Annotated in this window: 12 protein-coding genes; 4 read left to right on the top strand and 8 right to left on the bottom strand. The window is 37.4% G+C overall.

All coding sequences use genetic code 11. The features are described 5' to 3' along the window. Window positions 1-17: 17 nt before the first annotated feature. The 5 genes from QNI22_RS23865 to QNI22_RS23885 form a co-directional block, all read right to left on the bottom strand. Entirely contained in the window at window positions 18-761 is a 744-nt protein-coding gene (locus QNI22_RS23865; RefSeq protein ID WP_314514374.1) for a Ser-Thr-rich GPI-anchored membrane family protein, read from the bottom strand. A 307-nt stretch (window positions 762-1,068) separates the two neighbouring features. Continuing rightward, window positions 1,069-1,653, bottom strand: a complete 585-nt coding sequence (locus tag QNI22_RS23870; RefSeq protein ID WP_314514375.1) for an RNA polymerase sigma factor — start codon at window positions 1,651-1,653, stop codon at window positions 1,069-1,071. A 368-nt stretch (window positions 1,654-2,021) separates the two neighbouring features. Continuing rightward, complete coding sequence (locus QNI22_RS23875) at window positions 2,022-2,663, bottom strand: response regulator (RefSeq protein WP_314514376.1); 642 nt, start codon at window positions 2,661-2,663, stop codon at window positions 2,022-2,024. Window positions 2,664-2,819: 156 nt separating this feature from the next. After that, complete coding sequence (locus QNI22_RS23880; protein ID WP_314514377.1) at window positions 2,820-4,700, bottom strand: sensor histidine kinase; 1,881 nt, start codon at window positions 4,698-4,700, stop codon at window positions 2,820-2,822. Continuing rightward, window positions 4,697-6,073: an MFS transporter gene (locus tag QNI22_RS23885; RefSeq protein WP_314514378.1), complete on the bottom strand. Its 1,377-nt coding sequence runs from the start codon at window positions 6,071-6,073 to the stop codon at window positions 4,697-4,699. Before QNI22_RS23885 ends, QNI22_RS23880 begins: the two co-directional genes overlap by 4 nt. Before the next feature lie 480 nt (window positions 6,074-6,553). On the opposite strand from QNI22_RS23885, the gene QNI22_RS23890 reads away from it, so the two are divergent. Next, a complete protein-coding gene (locus QNI22_RS23890) occupies window positions 6,554-7,006 on the top strand; it encodes a hypothetical protein (protein WP_313986526.1) in 453 nt (150 codons plus the stop codon). A 218-nt stretch (window positions 7,007-7,224) separates the two neighbouring features. Here the strand turns inward: QNI22_RS23890 and QNI22_RS23895 are convergent, their stop codons facing one another. After that, complete coding sequence (locus QNI22_RS23895; protein WP_314514379.1) at window positions 7,225-7,812, bottom strand: DUF4142 domain-containing protein; 588 nt, start codon at window positions 7,810-7,812, stop codon at window positions 7,225-7,227. Window positions 7,813-8,253: 441 nt separating this feature from the next. Here QNI22_RS23895 and QNI22_RS23900 point away from each other — a divergent pair, with 441 nt between their 5' ends. Further along, entirely contained in the window at window positions 8,254-10,419 is a 2,166-nt protein-coding gene (locus QNI22_RS23900; protein WP_314514380.1) for a prolyl oligopeptidase family serine peptidase, read from the top strand. A gap of 171 nt (window positions 10,420-10,590) precedes the next feature. Then, complete coding sequence (locus QNI22_RS23905) at window positions 10,591-12,003, top strand: DUF5723 family protein (RefSeq protein ID WP_314514381.1); 1,413 nt, start codon at window positions 10,591-10,593, stop codon at window positions 12,001-12,003. A 55-nt stretch (window positions 12,004-12,058) separates the two neighbouring features. Here the strand turns inward: QNI22_RS23905 and QNI22_RS23910 are convergent, their stop codons facing one another. Together QNI22_RS23910 and QNI22_RS23915 are read right to left on the bottom strand one after the other, a co-directional pair. Continuing rightward, window positions 12,059-12,874 (bottom strand): TerC family protein, encoded by an 816-nt coding sequence (locus QNI22_RS23910; protein ID WP_314514382.1) that lies wholly within the window; start codon window positions 12,872-12,874, stop codon window positions 12,059-12,061. A gap of 186 nt (window positions 12,875-13,060) precedes the next feature. Further along, on the bottom strand, window positions 13,061-15,565 hold the full coding sequence (locus tag QNI22_RS23915; RefSeq protein WP_314514383.1) for an AsmA family protein: 2,505 nt from the start codon (window positions 15,563-15,565) through the stop codon (window positions 13,061-13,063). Window positions 15,566-15,778: 213 nt separating this feature from the next. Between QNI22_RS23915 and QNI22_RS23920 the strand changes: the two genes are divergently transcribed. Then, window positions 15,779-16,648 (top strand): aldose 1-epimerase family protein, encoded by an 870-nt coding sequence (locus QNI22_RS23920; protein ID WP_314514384.1) that lies wholly within the window; start codon window positions 15,779-15,781, stop codon window positions 16,646-16,648. Window positions 16,649-16,696: the final 48 nt, after the last annotated feature.

Below are 16,696 nucleotides of genomic sequence, written 5' to 3' on the forward strand. Positions count from 1 at the left end.
ATAGCGAGACTTGTATGTTATTTAGGATCATCAGGAGGTCCATCTGGCTTATCAATAGGAGGTAGTTCTGCAGGCTTTTGTAACAAAAGATAGATTCCAACTCCAGCTAGTACACCAGCAGGAGCAAGCTTATATGCCAGAGGGATTTTTCGCCTGATTTCAAATGGTTCACTAAATCGAAAATTAGTGGGAGCATTTACACTCATTAACCGAATTTTGTAGACATCATCGGGTAGAAGGTCTATTGGAATCTCCCAAGTGTATTTTCCCTCATTAGGAGTACGGGTTATAATAAAACGTAAGGTACTATCTTTCCAGAGTTCCAATTGAAGATTTTCCTTTTCCACTCCCCCTGCCCATGTAATTTCATAATTACGCCCTCTTCTGGCAATGGTCTCTTTAGAAGGAGTTTTGAGTACGATAGGAGAAAAGGTTAGTACGGCCTCTATTTTAAAATTTAAAGTCCCATCAAAATTTCCTATTTCCTTTTTGGCCCCCCATTCAATACGCTTGTTCTTACCGGGAGCAATGTTTTCTCCAACATCACCTCTCACATACAAGAGGGCTTCCTGCATATCGTTTTTTGAACTATATACACTTACCCGATATAATTGCCCGTTTATACTACCTGCAAGGTCATACAATATAATCACCAGGTTGCCAATACTTTCGGCCCTGATATTGGAGACTGTTTGCGCAGAAGCACTCAACCCTACAAGAAAGAAGGTAAGGAAGTAACTGAGGAAGTAGAGTTTTCTCATTAGGTAGTACAGAGTCAAAGCTGATTATTGATACGACTTAGGAAATATATGTAACATTTATAATAAAAACGCATCCGTTTGTTTGATATTGGAAAGGCCAATACAAAACATATGCTTATTTAATTTTCTCAACAACAAAGGCTTATGTAAGTCATAATTAAAATAAAAATGGTAGCTAAACGATTGGCGTTACCTTTCGCTTAAGCTACCAAATGTAATAAAATTCACTAAATACAACTCAAGCTGAATTTGTGTTTTCGACCAAATCCTTTATGAGCAATACAACTGTTATATTTTTAGGGATTATTTATGAATATTGAATTTCTGATTCTATAATTTCTCTTAAAATCTTCATATAACGCATCTTGGTAGTTTTCACTACATCCTCACTTTTATAACCCAATACCTGTGTAATCTCCTTAAGAGACATTTTCTCATAGTAGAACAAATGCAGAATAGCTTGTCCCTTACCTGATAGCTTTTTAATGGCATCTCCGACTACTTCAATAGAATATTCCATCCAGTCATTGTTGCGTTCTGTTACAGCCAATGATTCCAGCAAACTCAGGTTTTCAGGCAGTTTTTCATATTTTTCTTTTTCCTTGATTTTCTTTTTCAGGTAAGTACTGATAAGATTCTTTGCAATTCCAAAGAAATAGGTCTTCACACTGCATTGCAGATGGTCCAGTTTGCCACTTGTAGCATTTTCATACAGAATTACAATGGCATCCTGATAAACATCTACCGCTTCTTCAGGAAGTAAGTGATAGTGTTTGTATGCCCATTTTAAGAATTCACTTCTATGTGAAACATAGAACTGATCCCAGTATTGAAGGTCCATAGAACTCGGTTCAATTTCTGTTGTTATTGAGAGGGGTTGTTGGCTGGTCATAGTTTTTGTGTAGTGAAATGAGTGTTTGATAAATAGCTTATGTAGGTTGGTAAAAAAAGCGTCAACAGATGTAACCTGATCTATGTAAGTTTTTTTGCCTTTATTAACATTATATAAACAAACTCAAATGCAAATCCTGAATACAGATATAGTCCCGGTAATTGAACGCCTTCATGCACAATACAAAACAAAAACAAAAATTACTGGCTGTCAATCACATATTCGGGTGATATTATAGCATGCTATAACTCATAATTGAGCTAAGAAGTATATTGTCTCAAAGTAATATACTTCTGCCTGATATGTAATAAATGAGGATATAAAGAAGGGGATAATATTGCGCAGAACAAAATAAAATCTGTACGAACCTACACAAGTCGTTGTTGAATTGCTTTTGCAACTGCTTCAGTTTGAGAATGCACATGTAGCTTCTCATAAATTTTTTTGATATGAGACCGCACTGTATCCAGGCTAATTGAACAAGCTGCAGCAATCATTTTGTAGCTATTGCCTTTGACTAGTAAAGCCAGTATTTCTCTTTCCCGATCTGTGAGGTTATGTGGATTATCTACCTCACTTTTGACAGGAGTCTGTGGAAACATCTGTAATACCTTTCGGGCTATACTTGATGTCATAGGGGCACCTCCGCTTTGTGCTTCATGTATAGCTTCAATCAAACGTGCGGGAGGTGTCTTTTTTAAAAGATAGCCAACTGCACCTGCACAAATTGCATCAAAAATATACTCATTGTCTTCAAAGACAGTCAGCATCAGTACATTTACTTCCGGAAAATGCTTTTTAACTGTTCGTAATCCGCTCAAACCGTTTACTACAGGCATATCTATATCCATCAGGATCAGGTCTGGCTGCAATTTTCCAATCTGTGCAATTACATGTTCACAATTAGGGAACGCATCCAGGAATTCGATACCATCTGTTCCTTTTAGAAGGACGGTAAGACTATCCCTTAAATCCAGGTTATCTTCATATAAAACGACACGAACAGGCATAGCGGTGGATAAACTCGGCAGTAGCACAATAAAAAGATAAAAATCAACTATATATTTTCTTCTATCAGAGAGGCAAAATTACAAACCTTGGACCTTTGGTCAATTAGAAGTTTGTGGTTACAAAAGTACACATCTACGTATTACCAATCCATCACATCATTGGGTGATTGGAATCGAAATCTCTATAAAAGTCCCTTTACCCAGATTAGAAGACAGATGTAAATTACCTTCCAGTTGAAAAGCTCTTTTCTGCATATTTTTAAGTCCATTACCTGGCTTTATCTGATCTATATCAAATCCCTTGCCATTGTCCTGGATCTGTAATCTGAGATGCCCGTTAACCTTATCCAGATTTACCAATATGTGTGTAGCTTCCGAATACTTGGCTGCATTGTTGATAGATTCTTTAAAAATCATGTAAAAATCATAATGCCGCTTGGTCGGTAACTTCAAGGGCAATAGAATTTCATCAACCTTGATTTCATATAAAATATTTTTTGCCTCTAGTACCTCCCCTGCAAACTCTCGCATACGTATTGTAATGCTGTTAAGCGAATCGTTGGCTGGTTGTGTTGTCCATACGATATCATGCAGTGAATCCATCATTTTTTGTGCACTGTTACTCATCTTCTCCAGGATATCCCCAGAGTACTCAGACTTCAGAGACCGCTGTCTGGCAACCTGGCTAAGTATGGCAATGCTGCTTAGTGTAGATCCAATGTCATCGTGCAAATCACGGGCAATACGGTTTCTCACATGTTCATTCTCCTGCAATTGTTTAATGTATTGTAGCTGCGCATCCTCTCTCTCTTTTTTATATGTATTAATCCGATCTGCCAAAGCCAGCGACAACAAAATAGTTTCTACAGCTGAACCTATCTGAACAGAATGCTCAGTAAAAAAGGTATTAGGAATAAAACCATCAATCTGCAGAATAAAAATTATTGTACCTACCAGGAAAACTGTCCAGGCCAATACATAAAAAACTGCTGGGCGTTTGTTTCTGCTAACCAAAAGTGCACCAACTCCTAACATATACACAGATGAACAAAAAACAACTACCTGAATAGCCAGTTCACACCATACTTTATAGAATGAAAGTCTGAAAATTGTAATTCCAAACCCCATGATCAATACGCATACAGTACCAATCAACAATATTTGTATTCCTTTATGCATTTTGGGTGTATTGGATGGTGTAGCCAGAAAATTCCAGGCAAACAACAATCCCAGAATATTAGCCAACATCACAGGTACATAGTCAAACACGGGAAACAATTTAAAAGTGTGTTTCCATACCAGATCAAATACATATCCTTGAAAATCAGCGATGACTATACCTGAACATAACACATACCCCACATAAAACAAATAAGTCTTATCCCGAACACTGGTATATATAAACAGATTGTATAATACCATAACCAGTATAATACCTAAATATACCCCATTAGCCACATCGATAGGATGATTTTCCTCATATAATGTTCGGATAGTTGCAATCTGCATCGGAAGTTGCATTGGCATACTATTCACTATACGTATATAACATGTAATAGTATCTTTCGATGAATACTCAGGAGAAAAGAGAGAAAATATGTAGAAGTTACTTTTAATATCCTGCTTTGCATCCGGATAGAAAAAGCCAGCCTGCCTTTCACCTATAATAGTAGTTCCCGAAGTTTTATAAAAGTTAACTTCCTCCAGTAAAGGGTTGCTAATCTCCAATGCCCAGTCTTTGTTACTTTGATTTACAACTGTAAGCCGCAGCCAGATCGCAGATGCGGTAGAACCCAGATCAGGAAGTCGATCGGTTGTGAAGGGAGTAAAAGAAAAAGAATGAGGGGACTGCAAGAGACTATCAATAGTAAATACATGAGTTGCATCTTCCAGATAAGATAGATGCTTATAAATCCTGACAGATTCCTCCGTATTAGTTAAAACAATAGGGATATCAGCAGCCTTTAACGAATCAATATGTCCAACGTATACAATCCAAAATATTACTAGTTTACCAAAAGTAAAAATACCTTTCATGTAGATTGTTTATTTTCATCTGCCTCAGAAACAGTATACTTAGCTAATTCAAAATCACGTAATTGAGGTAGCACCCGGCTCATTAGGCCAACTACTCCCAGAGTCATAGTTCCTCCAAAAACAACAGATGGAACAAGACCCAGAAGCTTGGCCGCTAACCCTGATTCAAAAGAACCAATTTCGTTGGATGACCCAACAAAAATACTGTTTACAGCAGAAACCCTCCCCCTCATTTCATAGGGAATCATTAATTGTAGAATAGTACCTCTGATAACAACACTCATAGCATCCAAAGCACCACTCACAATTAATATCAGAAAAGATAAATAGAAATTTTCAGATAAAGCAAATAAGATCATACATAAACCAAAACCGGCTACATATCCAAATAATCTTTTTCCGGTATTATATAAAGGAGGTCGATGTGCAAGCACTAATCCCATTACTGCCGCTCCTACAGAAGGTGCAGCCCGAAGCAATCCTAACCGTGTAGCACCATCCTGAAGAATCCCCCAATCTTGTGATCCAACTGTTAGAATCTTCTCGGCAAATATGGGTAAGAGAGCAACTGCTCCACCAAAAAATACGGCAAACATGTCCAATGATAATGCCCCCATGATAATCTGGTTCCGAAAGACAAAGCGCAACCCAGCCCCAAGGCGTTCCTGCAAAGTCTCTTGCGTAATCTTATGTTCTATAGGCTTCTTAGTGATAAACAATACACAAGCAATAGACACAATCACTAATAAAACGACTACGCCATAGGAGACTACTGTACCATAATTAAAATTAGAGGCTGTTTTACTGGAATGAAAAACATGTGGAAGCCACTTCTGTGCAATGGCATAAATAAATCCACCCAATGCAGGTCCTGAAACAGCGGCGGTTTGCCAGAAAGTACTGTTCCATGTAGCAGCATTCGCATACTGGGATTTTTCTACCAGCTCAGGCATAAAAGAGCTTACTGCCGGGCCACTAAAGGCACGGGCGATTCCTGTCATAAAGATAACGGCATAAATAGGAAATGTGCCATATTGATGGAGGAAGTCGCCCGGTTGTAATGTAAATAAAAATAGTAATCCTGCTCCTACTAGATACCCCATCAGAGTATACACAATCAGTTTTTTCCGACTATACAAATCTGCCAGATGTCCTCCATATAAAATGAGGGCCATAAATGGTATGGCTTCTGTTAATCCTATGAGTCCAAGAGAAAGAGGATCTTTTGTCATTTCATATATTTGCCAGCCAACAACAGTACCTTGAATCTGAATTCCTAAGGTTAAAAAGAACCGCATGGCGAGAAATAATCTAAAGTCATGATTGCGCAAAACTACATACGCATCATAGTCACTTCTGGCAGATAAAGACATAAAAGATCAGAAATTGATACAAAAGCTCTAGTTAGACAGTTAAAAGCTTCTGTATCAGAAAAAGAATATATACTCAGCTACAAAGTAGATACAAAACAATAAACTTAGCAAAACTTACCTATAGTAAATCATAACTCATAGTCACTTTCATTCTGTTAAGATCGGATAGGCAGTGCTTTAACCAGCTATAGAAATACCACGTGTGGAGTAAATCACTTTTGTAGAGTGTAGAAATTATTCCTTGAAGAAGATGTCTAACACTAATCTATTTATCTTTCCTATCCCACGTTATCAGGATATTAGCATATTTCACCTACACTTTTTTTTACCTCATAATCAATTATTTATAAAAACAAACCATACTTATTTTACCAAACAGCAGAGAAAAACCATTTATTGCCCTTTGTTTCGTATGCGTGGCACAGTTTTTTATATATAAAAGATACATTAGTGTAAAAAACTTTTCCCAAAGGTATAAACATGGCAGTCTGTAACAAAGTATTGGACTTATATGAAGTTCAGGAAGGATATTATGCTTGTGAGAATCAAGAACAAATAGCAGACTGGTTGTTTCAACACCCTTCTCTCTATAAAAAAATTCTTGAATCTTCGGAACAGGAAGCCAATGTGTTATCACTGGTGACATATGAGAAAGGGAGTTTCCATGTATACTTTCTGGTAAGTGAAGTGGTAATGGGAGAAAATTGTTTATGGTTATTATATGTACCAAACTATTTATCAAAACATTTCGATCTACTTTGCTTTGCCCATCAGTACACTAATATGGATATAACAGAGTTATTTTCTGATATGTCTAATCAATTTACTAGTCTTAGTGCAGAAAAAGGTCATATTCTACCTGTATCTGGCTGCAAACATTCTATTTTTACAGGTTTCATCTACGATACAGATTCTATATTTTCTAAGAATTAAGTTAATTATCCTTTTGCCATTTTTTCAGGCTGCCAGAGAGAAATTTATCAATCTGAGCAGCCATTTCTTTATATTATATATACGTTTCCTAAATAATATCCAGTCTTACCTATATTTCTATCTCTTACCTGTAACTTTAGAAACACTTATAAACATATCGCCTCTTATACTAGAGGTACAAGAGGCGATCTAAATTAATTATAACTAATTACTATTCACTACATATTCTCTCTGGTTACACCCATCTGTTCTACATGTTGCAAATGATTCTTCAATACAGGAAGTGTCTTCGTTGCAAATGCTTTGATTTCAGGATCTGTAGCTTCTTGAGAAGCTTCTTCAAACTCTTCTACATCTTCTTTATGATCTTTTTTCATTTTGCTGATATAAGCATCATCGAAGTCTTTACCAGATTTATCTTTCAAATCATTTACTACTTGTTGATGTTTGTCTATCAATGCTTCCGGTAAAGAAATATTTTTAGAAGCAGCCAACGCCTTTAGTTCCTTATTGGCTTTTCCATGATCTTTAATCATCATTTGTGCAAATTCTTTCACTTTAGGAGAAGAGCCTTTCTGAAGTGCCATGTTTGCTAATTGAACTTCAAGCATTCCACCACTGGCAGCTTCTATCATAAACTCTGCATCATCTTCTTTTTTATCAGCTACATTTCCAGAAGAGGTAGCCTCAATCCGTTCTTCATTCTGATCTTCAGTAGTTTTCTTTGTATCTTCACGATTGGGTGATGGATCACATGCAAATAATAACCCTCCCAATGCCATTGTTAATAAGATTTGCGTTTTCATAATTATTCCTTAGTTTAAGATTAACGATTCTAGATTGTATTTTCAATCTTTCATAAAAATCTGTGAAAAAAGTATTCCCACAGAGCTCTCTACTTACCTCAAACTACCTGTATTCATAGCTAAAAGACACATTATGGATACATTTATCCTATTTTCAACCACATGTATTCTGTTTCTATTTGTACAAATAGCTAGTATACTACACCGAAAAACTGTAGAAACATTTCCACTCAGCAGGAAGAAAAGATCTGATGCTACCAGCATTTTTCATATTTCTCAAGTTCTGTTTTACAAATTAATATTTCATAAAACAATTAATTTGCAGGTCGGTTAGTATCTCCTGCTCTATCGAAAATATTTGCAGTTTCATATAATTTTCCTTTTCAAATCTGGCAAAGCTATTTATATTCCCGCCTGCATTCCATCTTTAATCCAAACTATATGAAACGACTCTTTCTCACTCTGGCAATGCTGTCTACTATATTTGCAGTGCATAGTCAACAAAAAAAGCCAGTTGCAAAAAAAACTAAAAAAACGCCTGTGACTACTCCTGTATCTTCCGATAAGCTTCAATATCCCAAAACTCAGAAGATTGAACATACTGATACATATCATGGTACAACTGTAGCTGATCCTTACCGATGGCTTGAGAATGATACAGCCAAAGCTGTAAAGGATTGGGTTACGGCAGAGAACAAAGTAACTTTCAGCTATCTGGATAAAATTCCTTACCGAAAAGACTTTCAAAAAGCAATTGAAAAGGTATATAACTATCCCAAATATTCTGCGCCATTTCGCAAAGGTGAATGGTTTTACTTTTATAAAAATGATGGATTACAAAATCAGTCTGTTCTTTATCGGCAGCAGGGACTGGAAGGTGCGCCAGAACTGGTAATTGATCCAAACAAACTCTCTCCGGATGGAACTACACGCCTTACTAACTTTTCTCTTTCCAAAGATGGAAACTATGCAGGTGTTGGTCTTTCAAAAGGGGGATCTGACTGGCAGGAATACTATGTAATGGATACAAAGACCAAACAGAATCTGGCAGATAAGCTGGAATGGGTAAAGGTGTCCGGAATTTCATGGCAGGGAAATGGCTTCTATTACAGCCGTTATCCGAAACCAGAAGGTAGTGAACTAGCTGCTAAAAATGAAAATCATCAGGTATGGTTTCATCAGGTAGGTACAGATCAATCTGCAGATAAGCTTGTATTCGAAGACAAAAACAATCTTCAGCGATTCCATATTACCCAAACAACAGAAGACGAGAAATTTGTTATATTGAATATAAGTGACAGAAGCAAAGGGCTGGATGGAAATGCTGTTTATTATATGGATGATTTCAAAGGTCGGTTTGAACCTATGATTCAGGAAATTACCAATAACAGTTATGATGTAATTGACAATGATGGCAAAGAATTGATTGTATTAACCAATGATGGAGCTCCTAACTACAAAATTGCCCGATTTAATACAGAAACCAGTACCTGGAAAACTATTATCACTGAAAGAAGTGCAGTTTTAACCAATGCTACCATTGCAGGAGGTAAACTATTTGTTTCCTATCTACAGGATGTAACCAGCCATGTGTTTGTGTATGACCTAATGGGTAATCTGGAAAATGAGATCCAGCTGCCTGGCCCTGGTACAGCAAGTGGATTTGGAGGAGACAAAGATGATACTTTTGTGTTTTACACATTTACTTCTTTTACTTACCCTCCCACTATCTACAAATATGATATTGCGACTAAGAAGAGTGAAGTATTCAGAAAGCCAGAAATACAATTTAATCCAGAAGATTACGAGACCAAACAGGTATTTTATCCCAGTAAAGACAATACCAAAATACCTATGTTCATTACCTATAAAAAAGGAATGAAACTTGATGGTAACAATGTGACACTTTTGTATGGATATGGTGGCTTTAATATAACCCTTAACCCATCATTCAGTCCGTTCTTAATCCCCTTCCTGGATCAGGGAGGCGTGTATGCACAGGCTAATCTACGTGGTGGCGGCGAATATGGAGAGAAGTGGCATGAACAAGGAATGAAGCTTAAAAAACAAAATGTTTTTGATGATTTTATCAGTGCCGGGGAATATCTGATTAGTGAAAAATACACATCAAAAGAAAAACTGGCGATCCGGGGAGGTTCAAATGGAGGTTTGCTTGTTGGTGCGGTAATTAATCAGAGACCAGACCTATTTAAAGTTGCCATCCCTCAGGTAGGTGTAATGGATATGTTACGCTTCCACAAATTTACGATTGGATGGAACTGGATTGCAGATTATGGCTCTGCCGACAATGCTGAAGAGTTTAAAGTATTATATGGTTACTCTCCTATCCATAATATAAAAGAAGTAGCTTATCCGGCAACCTTGATTACAACAGCAGATCATGATGACCGGGTAGTACCAGCTCACTCGTTTAAATATGCTGCTACACTACAGGAAAAACAAAAAGGAACTGCTCCTGTTCTTATTCGTGTAGATGTAAACTCAGGACATGGAGCATCCAATACACAAAAGAATATTGAAACTACAGCAGATATCTATTCATTTATATTCTATAACATGAATGTAAAACCTGTGTTCCCACAATAGTGCTCACACTCTTTTAAAGTGTTCAAAAGCCTCGCCCAAAGCGAGGCTTTTGCTTTTCTATATCTGTGTTTACTTTTTAAAATAACACAGACAAAAATAGAAAGGTACTCTTTCTTTACCCTACAGAGCAGAGAAAACAAATACTACTCACTCATTTTAACTGCCTCTTCCATGAAATCAATTTTACTTTCGGTAATCTTTCTCAGTTTTGCTCATGTCACTGTTTGGGCTCAGAATGAAAAAAGCGTATTTACAACTCATGGTGGAGCTGTAAATGCATTTACCAGAGATTATCAAAGTATCGGCATTAATCCTGCTAGTCTCGGACTCAAACATACTTATAAAATTGCCTTTTCATTTGGAGAACTTGGTGCAGGTCTAGGCTCCAGGTCATTGACTCAGTCTCAACTCAACAAGTTTGTTACGGCTATTGATGAAACTCCTACATCTGAAGAAAGACAATCGTTTGTAGATGCCTTTGCCAATACAAATGCACTCAACTTAACTACAGATGTAACTCTTTGGGGTTTCTCTATTCAAATACCTAAAGTTGGTCGCGTTGCGGTTAGTAACAGACAGAGAGTACTCACTCACATCGGCCTCAACAAAACATTTGCAGAAATCCTTTTTTTGGGAAAAAATGCTTCTATCTATCAGGACCCAACCTTTCAGGATAAGGTACTGGACAATGAACCTCTTGTATCCAGTGCATTTTCAGGAAGCAAGCTACAAATTGCAGCATTTACTGAATGGAATTTTGCATATGGTGTAACTGTACTTGACCAAGATGACTGGAAACTGGCAGTTGGCCTAGGATACAAGTATGTACAAGGGATCGGTGTTCTGGACTTTGTTGCACAGGATGGTAAATTGCGGGCTTACAATGCAATGTCTGCTGTCTTTGGCGTTGATTATGGAGATCTGCCAACAAATGATCCTAACTTTAATTATGTTTCAGAAAAAGGGAACTTTCCTTTTTACAAGCCCGCAGGTGCAGGACATGGATTTGATATTGGTTTATCAGCAGAGATTGGAGAGAAAGTGAAAGCCAGTTTGTCTGTGACAGATATAGGAAATATAAAATGGAAAAATAATTTGTTACAGGCACAAGATCAACCATTACAACCTATACAATCTGATGGGATGCAAACATTTAATATTTTTAGCCAGGCTGCTACAGTTTTAGGAGATGGGATGCTTACTTATCAGTCAGGAGGTACTTATACGGCTTCGTTGCCAACACAACTCCGTGCAGGAATAGGTTTCTCGCCAAATGAAAAAATAGATATGGGAGTTGACTTTGCTCTTCCTTTAAATGATGTAGCAGGTAATCTGCCTGAATACTATGCAGGTATAGGCATTGGATACAAACCTGTATCTTTTATTCGAATCAATACTGGGGTTACCTCGGGAGCTGGCTATAGCATAAATGTACCAGTTGGCATTAACTTTGACTTTGGCACTTATGAATTTGGATTTGGGACACGGAGTGTCAATGGCTGGCTCACAGAGAAAAATCCGTATATATCAGCTCTTTTTGGAGTACTCCGGTTCAAAATTGGTAAAATTGAAAGTGAGGAATAAAATTACCCATATATAAAAGATCCCTCCAAACTTACTTTCAGAGGGATCTTTTATATTATTTTGCTTCAATTGGATCTTTACCTTTTTTGGGCATCTCCCTGCTATCCTCCTCTTCTTGAGCTGTTTGCCGGTACGGACTGTGTAATCGTACAGGACGTCCGCTTTTCTTAGCCATACGCAGATTCAGGATTTCAACACCTAAAGCAAAAGCCATAGAGAAGTATACATATCCCTTAGGTACATGTGCCCCAAAAGATTCAGCAATCAGTAAAACGCCAATCATTACAAGGAATGATAAAGCAAGCATTTTAATGGTTGGCCTTTTATTCACAAAGTCGGCAATAGCACCAGAGAAAATTAGCATAATGATTAATGCAATGACAACTGCAGTAACCATGATGATTACCTGATCTACCAAACCAACAGCGGTAAGAATAGAATCGAATGAAAAAACAATATCTATTAATACAATCTGAACTATAGCGGAAGCCAAACTCAGCCTACGCTTACTTTCAGATACGGTTTCTTCCTCCCCCTCCAGTTTTTCGTGGATCTCGGTTGTACTTTTATACAGAAGAAATAATCCTCCTGATAACAATATCAAATCTCTGCCACTAAATCCGTGTCCTAATAAGGTAATTATAGGGTCTTTCAGACTTACCAGCCAGGATATGCCGAAAAGAAGTGCGATACGAACAAAAAGTGCCAGTATAATACCTGTTGACCGAGCTTTCTTTTGCTCTTCACGAGGCAAACGGTCAGCCAGAATAGAAATAAAAATAATATTATCAATCCCTAGTACAATCTCTAACGCTGTCAGAGTTAACAGACTGACCAATCCTTCAGTAGTAAGCAGAACTTCAAAGTTCATTGGAGAAAATTAAATGTGACTTTAAAAAAACGGTTTTGAATGGTCGAAAGTTTTCGAATAGTATGCAAAGCTATCATATCACAGGTTGATGGCCAAATTTAGTTTCAGTAACCTGACAGTTTTGTCAAATTTCATCTTTTACATCAACAGTAAGAACCTGAAAATTAATCACTCAGAAACATTCCATCAGAAATCAAAATATTCTTCCTCTTTAGGTTTGGGAGGAGGAACTTTAGTAGGTTTAGCTGGAGCCAGAAAACTCTGGCGGGTGTTACTCTTTTCTTCTGTTGTTGTTCGGGCCTGCATGTCTAATTTCATTTTGTCCCGCATTGCTTTGCTATCATACCCAATTTTATAATTATCGGCAGTGCCATTAATACGCAGAAAAAGATTGGTGCCACCAGAAGCCTGCGAAGATGTTTCAACTGTCTTCCGTTTTTGAAAAAATGTTTTTAAAGGTATACGTAAATGATAATCCATTACATTATCAAACGAATGTGTACCCTGTACTGATATATTAGCGATGTTGGAATTAATTTCCATTAAGGGAATAAACACATTCCCTTTTTCTATGTGAATATTGTTCTGCATCTCCCCAAACCTCAGATTAGCCAGTTCACTTGCCTTAATGAATCGGGACAACTTTTGCATAGGTTCAAAGTTGACCAACTGCCCCTCCCTAATAGTGGTAAAGGCTTCTGCTACCAGTTTTTTGTTGTCAGAAATCAGATGTTCATTTAACACCAGATATGTTTGTATATGTGCATTTACCTTCCCACGTACATGTTGTGACCGAATAAAATCCTGGCCAAAATCTTCAAACATGTAAAAGACCTTATCAATCTGAATATTATTCAGTTCTGCATTAGTGCTCAGTTGTACCTGTTCCGGCTCTCTGGCATCCATACCTATACTCAGATTCATAGTCCCATCGGCTAACTGAAGCTGTATACCTTTACTGCGGGCTATCCCGTCATGCACATCCAGATCTCCATGTATATTCTGAGCCTGAAAACGCCGAAGATGCATTTTATTTACCTGATATGCCAATGCCAGATCTAACTGGCGGGAAAGTCGAAAACGATACTGAGTATTAGACTGTGCAACTTTTGCCGGATTTTCGGCAAGTAGTTCATCTAAATTCAATAATCCAGATTGCAGATCAGCAGCTATTCTTAGTGCCTGATCATCCAGCAACAAATAGGATAAGATATTTTCAAATCTACCTTTTAACTTGAAATCAGAGCTCCCAGCATACCCCGAAAAATGTTGAATAATCAGATCACTCTGATTGAAGGAGAAATCACCTGTAAGTTGTGTTAAACGAAGCGGCCGCTGAGTCAATGTAAATGCCACATTGTTTAACTGAATAGTCCCGGAAGTTCTGATAAAACGTCGCTGTAACTGGCTACGTAAATCACTTAAATTTCCCTCAAATCTGACATCAGCGGTAAGTAATCCGGAACCATCCCTGATACCATAAGGAAAAAATGCAGTAACTGCACCTACATCTAAGGCACCTTTAAAATCAAAAGCCAGGTGGGGATTATCGAAGTTTTGCAGTGAAACATTTCCAGAGAAATATCTTCCATCCAGTTTACCGTGTATATTCTTCAGTGTTAGTGAAGAAGAAGATCGGTTTTGCTTATTTCCATTACTATATGCACCAGTCAGGTTTGCCTGTTCTATTCGCTTCTTTAGCCTTGTTTCATATACAGATGCATTACGACAACCAAACTGCACATCTACTTTTGGGATAGAACGTCCTTCTATATATCCTATTACAGACCCTTTAAAGTATATCTCACCCTGACTCTGATAAGATGCGTAGGTTTTAGAAATAGATTCAGGTAGCAATGAGGTTATAGTTTGTATATCTGTCTTTTTTCCTTCAATCTGAAGATCAATAAAAGAGTGTGGTTTGGCCGCATGATAACCCATTACCTGAAACTCAGAAGAATTGACAAACACTTGTGAAGGCTGAATCAGAAGTTTACGTTTTTTGTAATCATACTGCATCTCACTGTTAAGATGTAACTGTTTATTTACAAAATAAGCGTCTTTTCCAGTCCGTACGTACTGACTTTGCAGATCTCCTTTAAGATAAATCAGATAATCTTCATTTTTTACAAATAAACGGGCATCTGTTTTCTGGATAAGAAACCTGTGATCCTGTGCTATACTTTGGTCTATATATGAGAACTTCACATTTTGAAGACGAATACGTCTCAGATCAAATTGTACATCGTTGGAAGAGGAAGACTGTTTATCAGAAGAAGACTTAACAATATCATAGTTCACTTCCTCTTTTGCATTTGTATATAACTGTACGTCTGCATCCTGAAGTATAATCTGGTCTATAGCCAGATCATCTCCAAACAAGTTACTTAAACTAAACAAAAAGGATAAGTTTCCTGCCTGAGCCAGTTGTTGAGAACGGGCAGGCAGAGATCCTTGTATACGAATATTCTGACAAACAATAGAAAGATGGGGAAAATTTTGCCAGAGAGACACTTCTATCTTCGCAATTTCAACTCTGGTTTTCAGACCCTTGTTAACCTCTACAATAATTTTCTGAATAATATCATCCTGATAAACCTGTATAATTATAGTTAGCAGTACGGCTAATCCTATTAGTGTACTACCGCCATAAAGAAATAGTCGTTTAATCCAAAGTAAAGAGCGACTCACAATCAGGAATGGAAATAAAAGTCAAATAAGAGAAGGACACAAATATTCTGCAAAGGTACAGTCTGTAGACCAATTAAAAAAACATACCCTTCATATGCCGTACCTTGAAAAATCCACTTCATTGTGGTTAAAAATACAGTTAGGTGGCATAGATGCTCAAAGATTTACTTATTTTTAGCGCCAATCTGTCTTTATCACTAATACTAACTATCTATGTATACAATTGAAAATGAGTTACTCAAAATAACTATTAATCCCAAAGGTGCCGAGCTAAGCAGTATTTTTCATAAACAATATAAACTGGAATACCTGTGGCAGGCAGATCCTGCCTACTGGGCCAAAAAGTCGCCTGTATTGTTTCCGATAGTAGGTACACTCAAACAAAACACTTACTACTTTAATAATAAAGCATATCATCTCTCCCGTCATGGGTTTGCCAGAGATCGTTCTTTTATTGTATCCCAACAACAGGAAGATGCCATTACGTTCGCGTTGACTTCTGATATGGAGTCATTGGAAATATACCCTTTTGTATTCGAGTTTCTAATACACTATCAACTTCAGGATAATCGTGTACTTGTTACATATGAGGTTGTAAACCCAGCAAGTGAAGATCTGTATTTTTCTGTGGGAGGCCATCCCGCTTTTAATGTCCCTTTGGTTCCTGACACTACATATGAGGATTATTTTCTGCAATTTGAAAAAACAGAGATGTTAAATGTGTGGCCTATCACAGCTGACGGTTTAATAGAAGACAGACCCGAACCATTTTTAGGAGAGACTGATGCATTACCTCTGAAAAAATCTTTATTCTACAAAGATGCTCTGGTATTCAAGCATTTGCAGTCATCCCGCATATCGTTACTTTCTGCTAAAACGGAACATGGGCTGGAAATAGCATTTGAGGGATTTCCTTTCTTTGGAATCTGGGGAGCTAAAGACGCGAACTTTGTGTGCTTGGAACCCTGGTGTGGTATAGCAGACCCTGTATCAACAAATCAGCAACTGCCTTATAAAGAAGGCATTATAAAATTATCAACTCAATCTCGCTGGAAACAAAACTGGCAGTTGACTCTCTTTTAACAAGAGTCAAACTGCCAGTATTCCCCTCTACCATATTTATTTCTTTGT

Origin of the sequence: Xanthocytophaga agilis (assembly GCF_030068605.1) — a bacterium.
GTDB lineage: Bacteria > Bacteroidota > Bacteroidia > Cytophagales > 172606-1 > Xanthocytophaga > Xanthocytophaga agilis.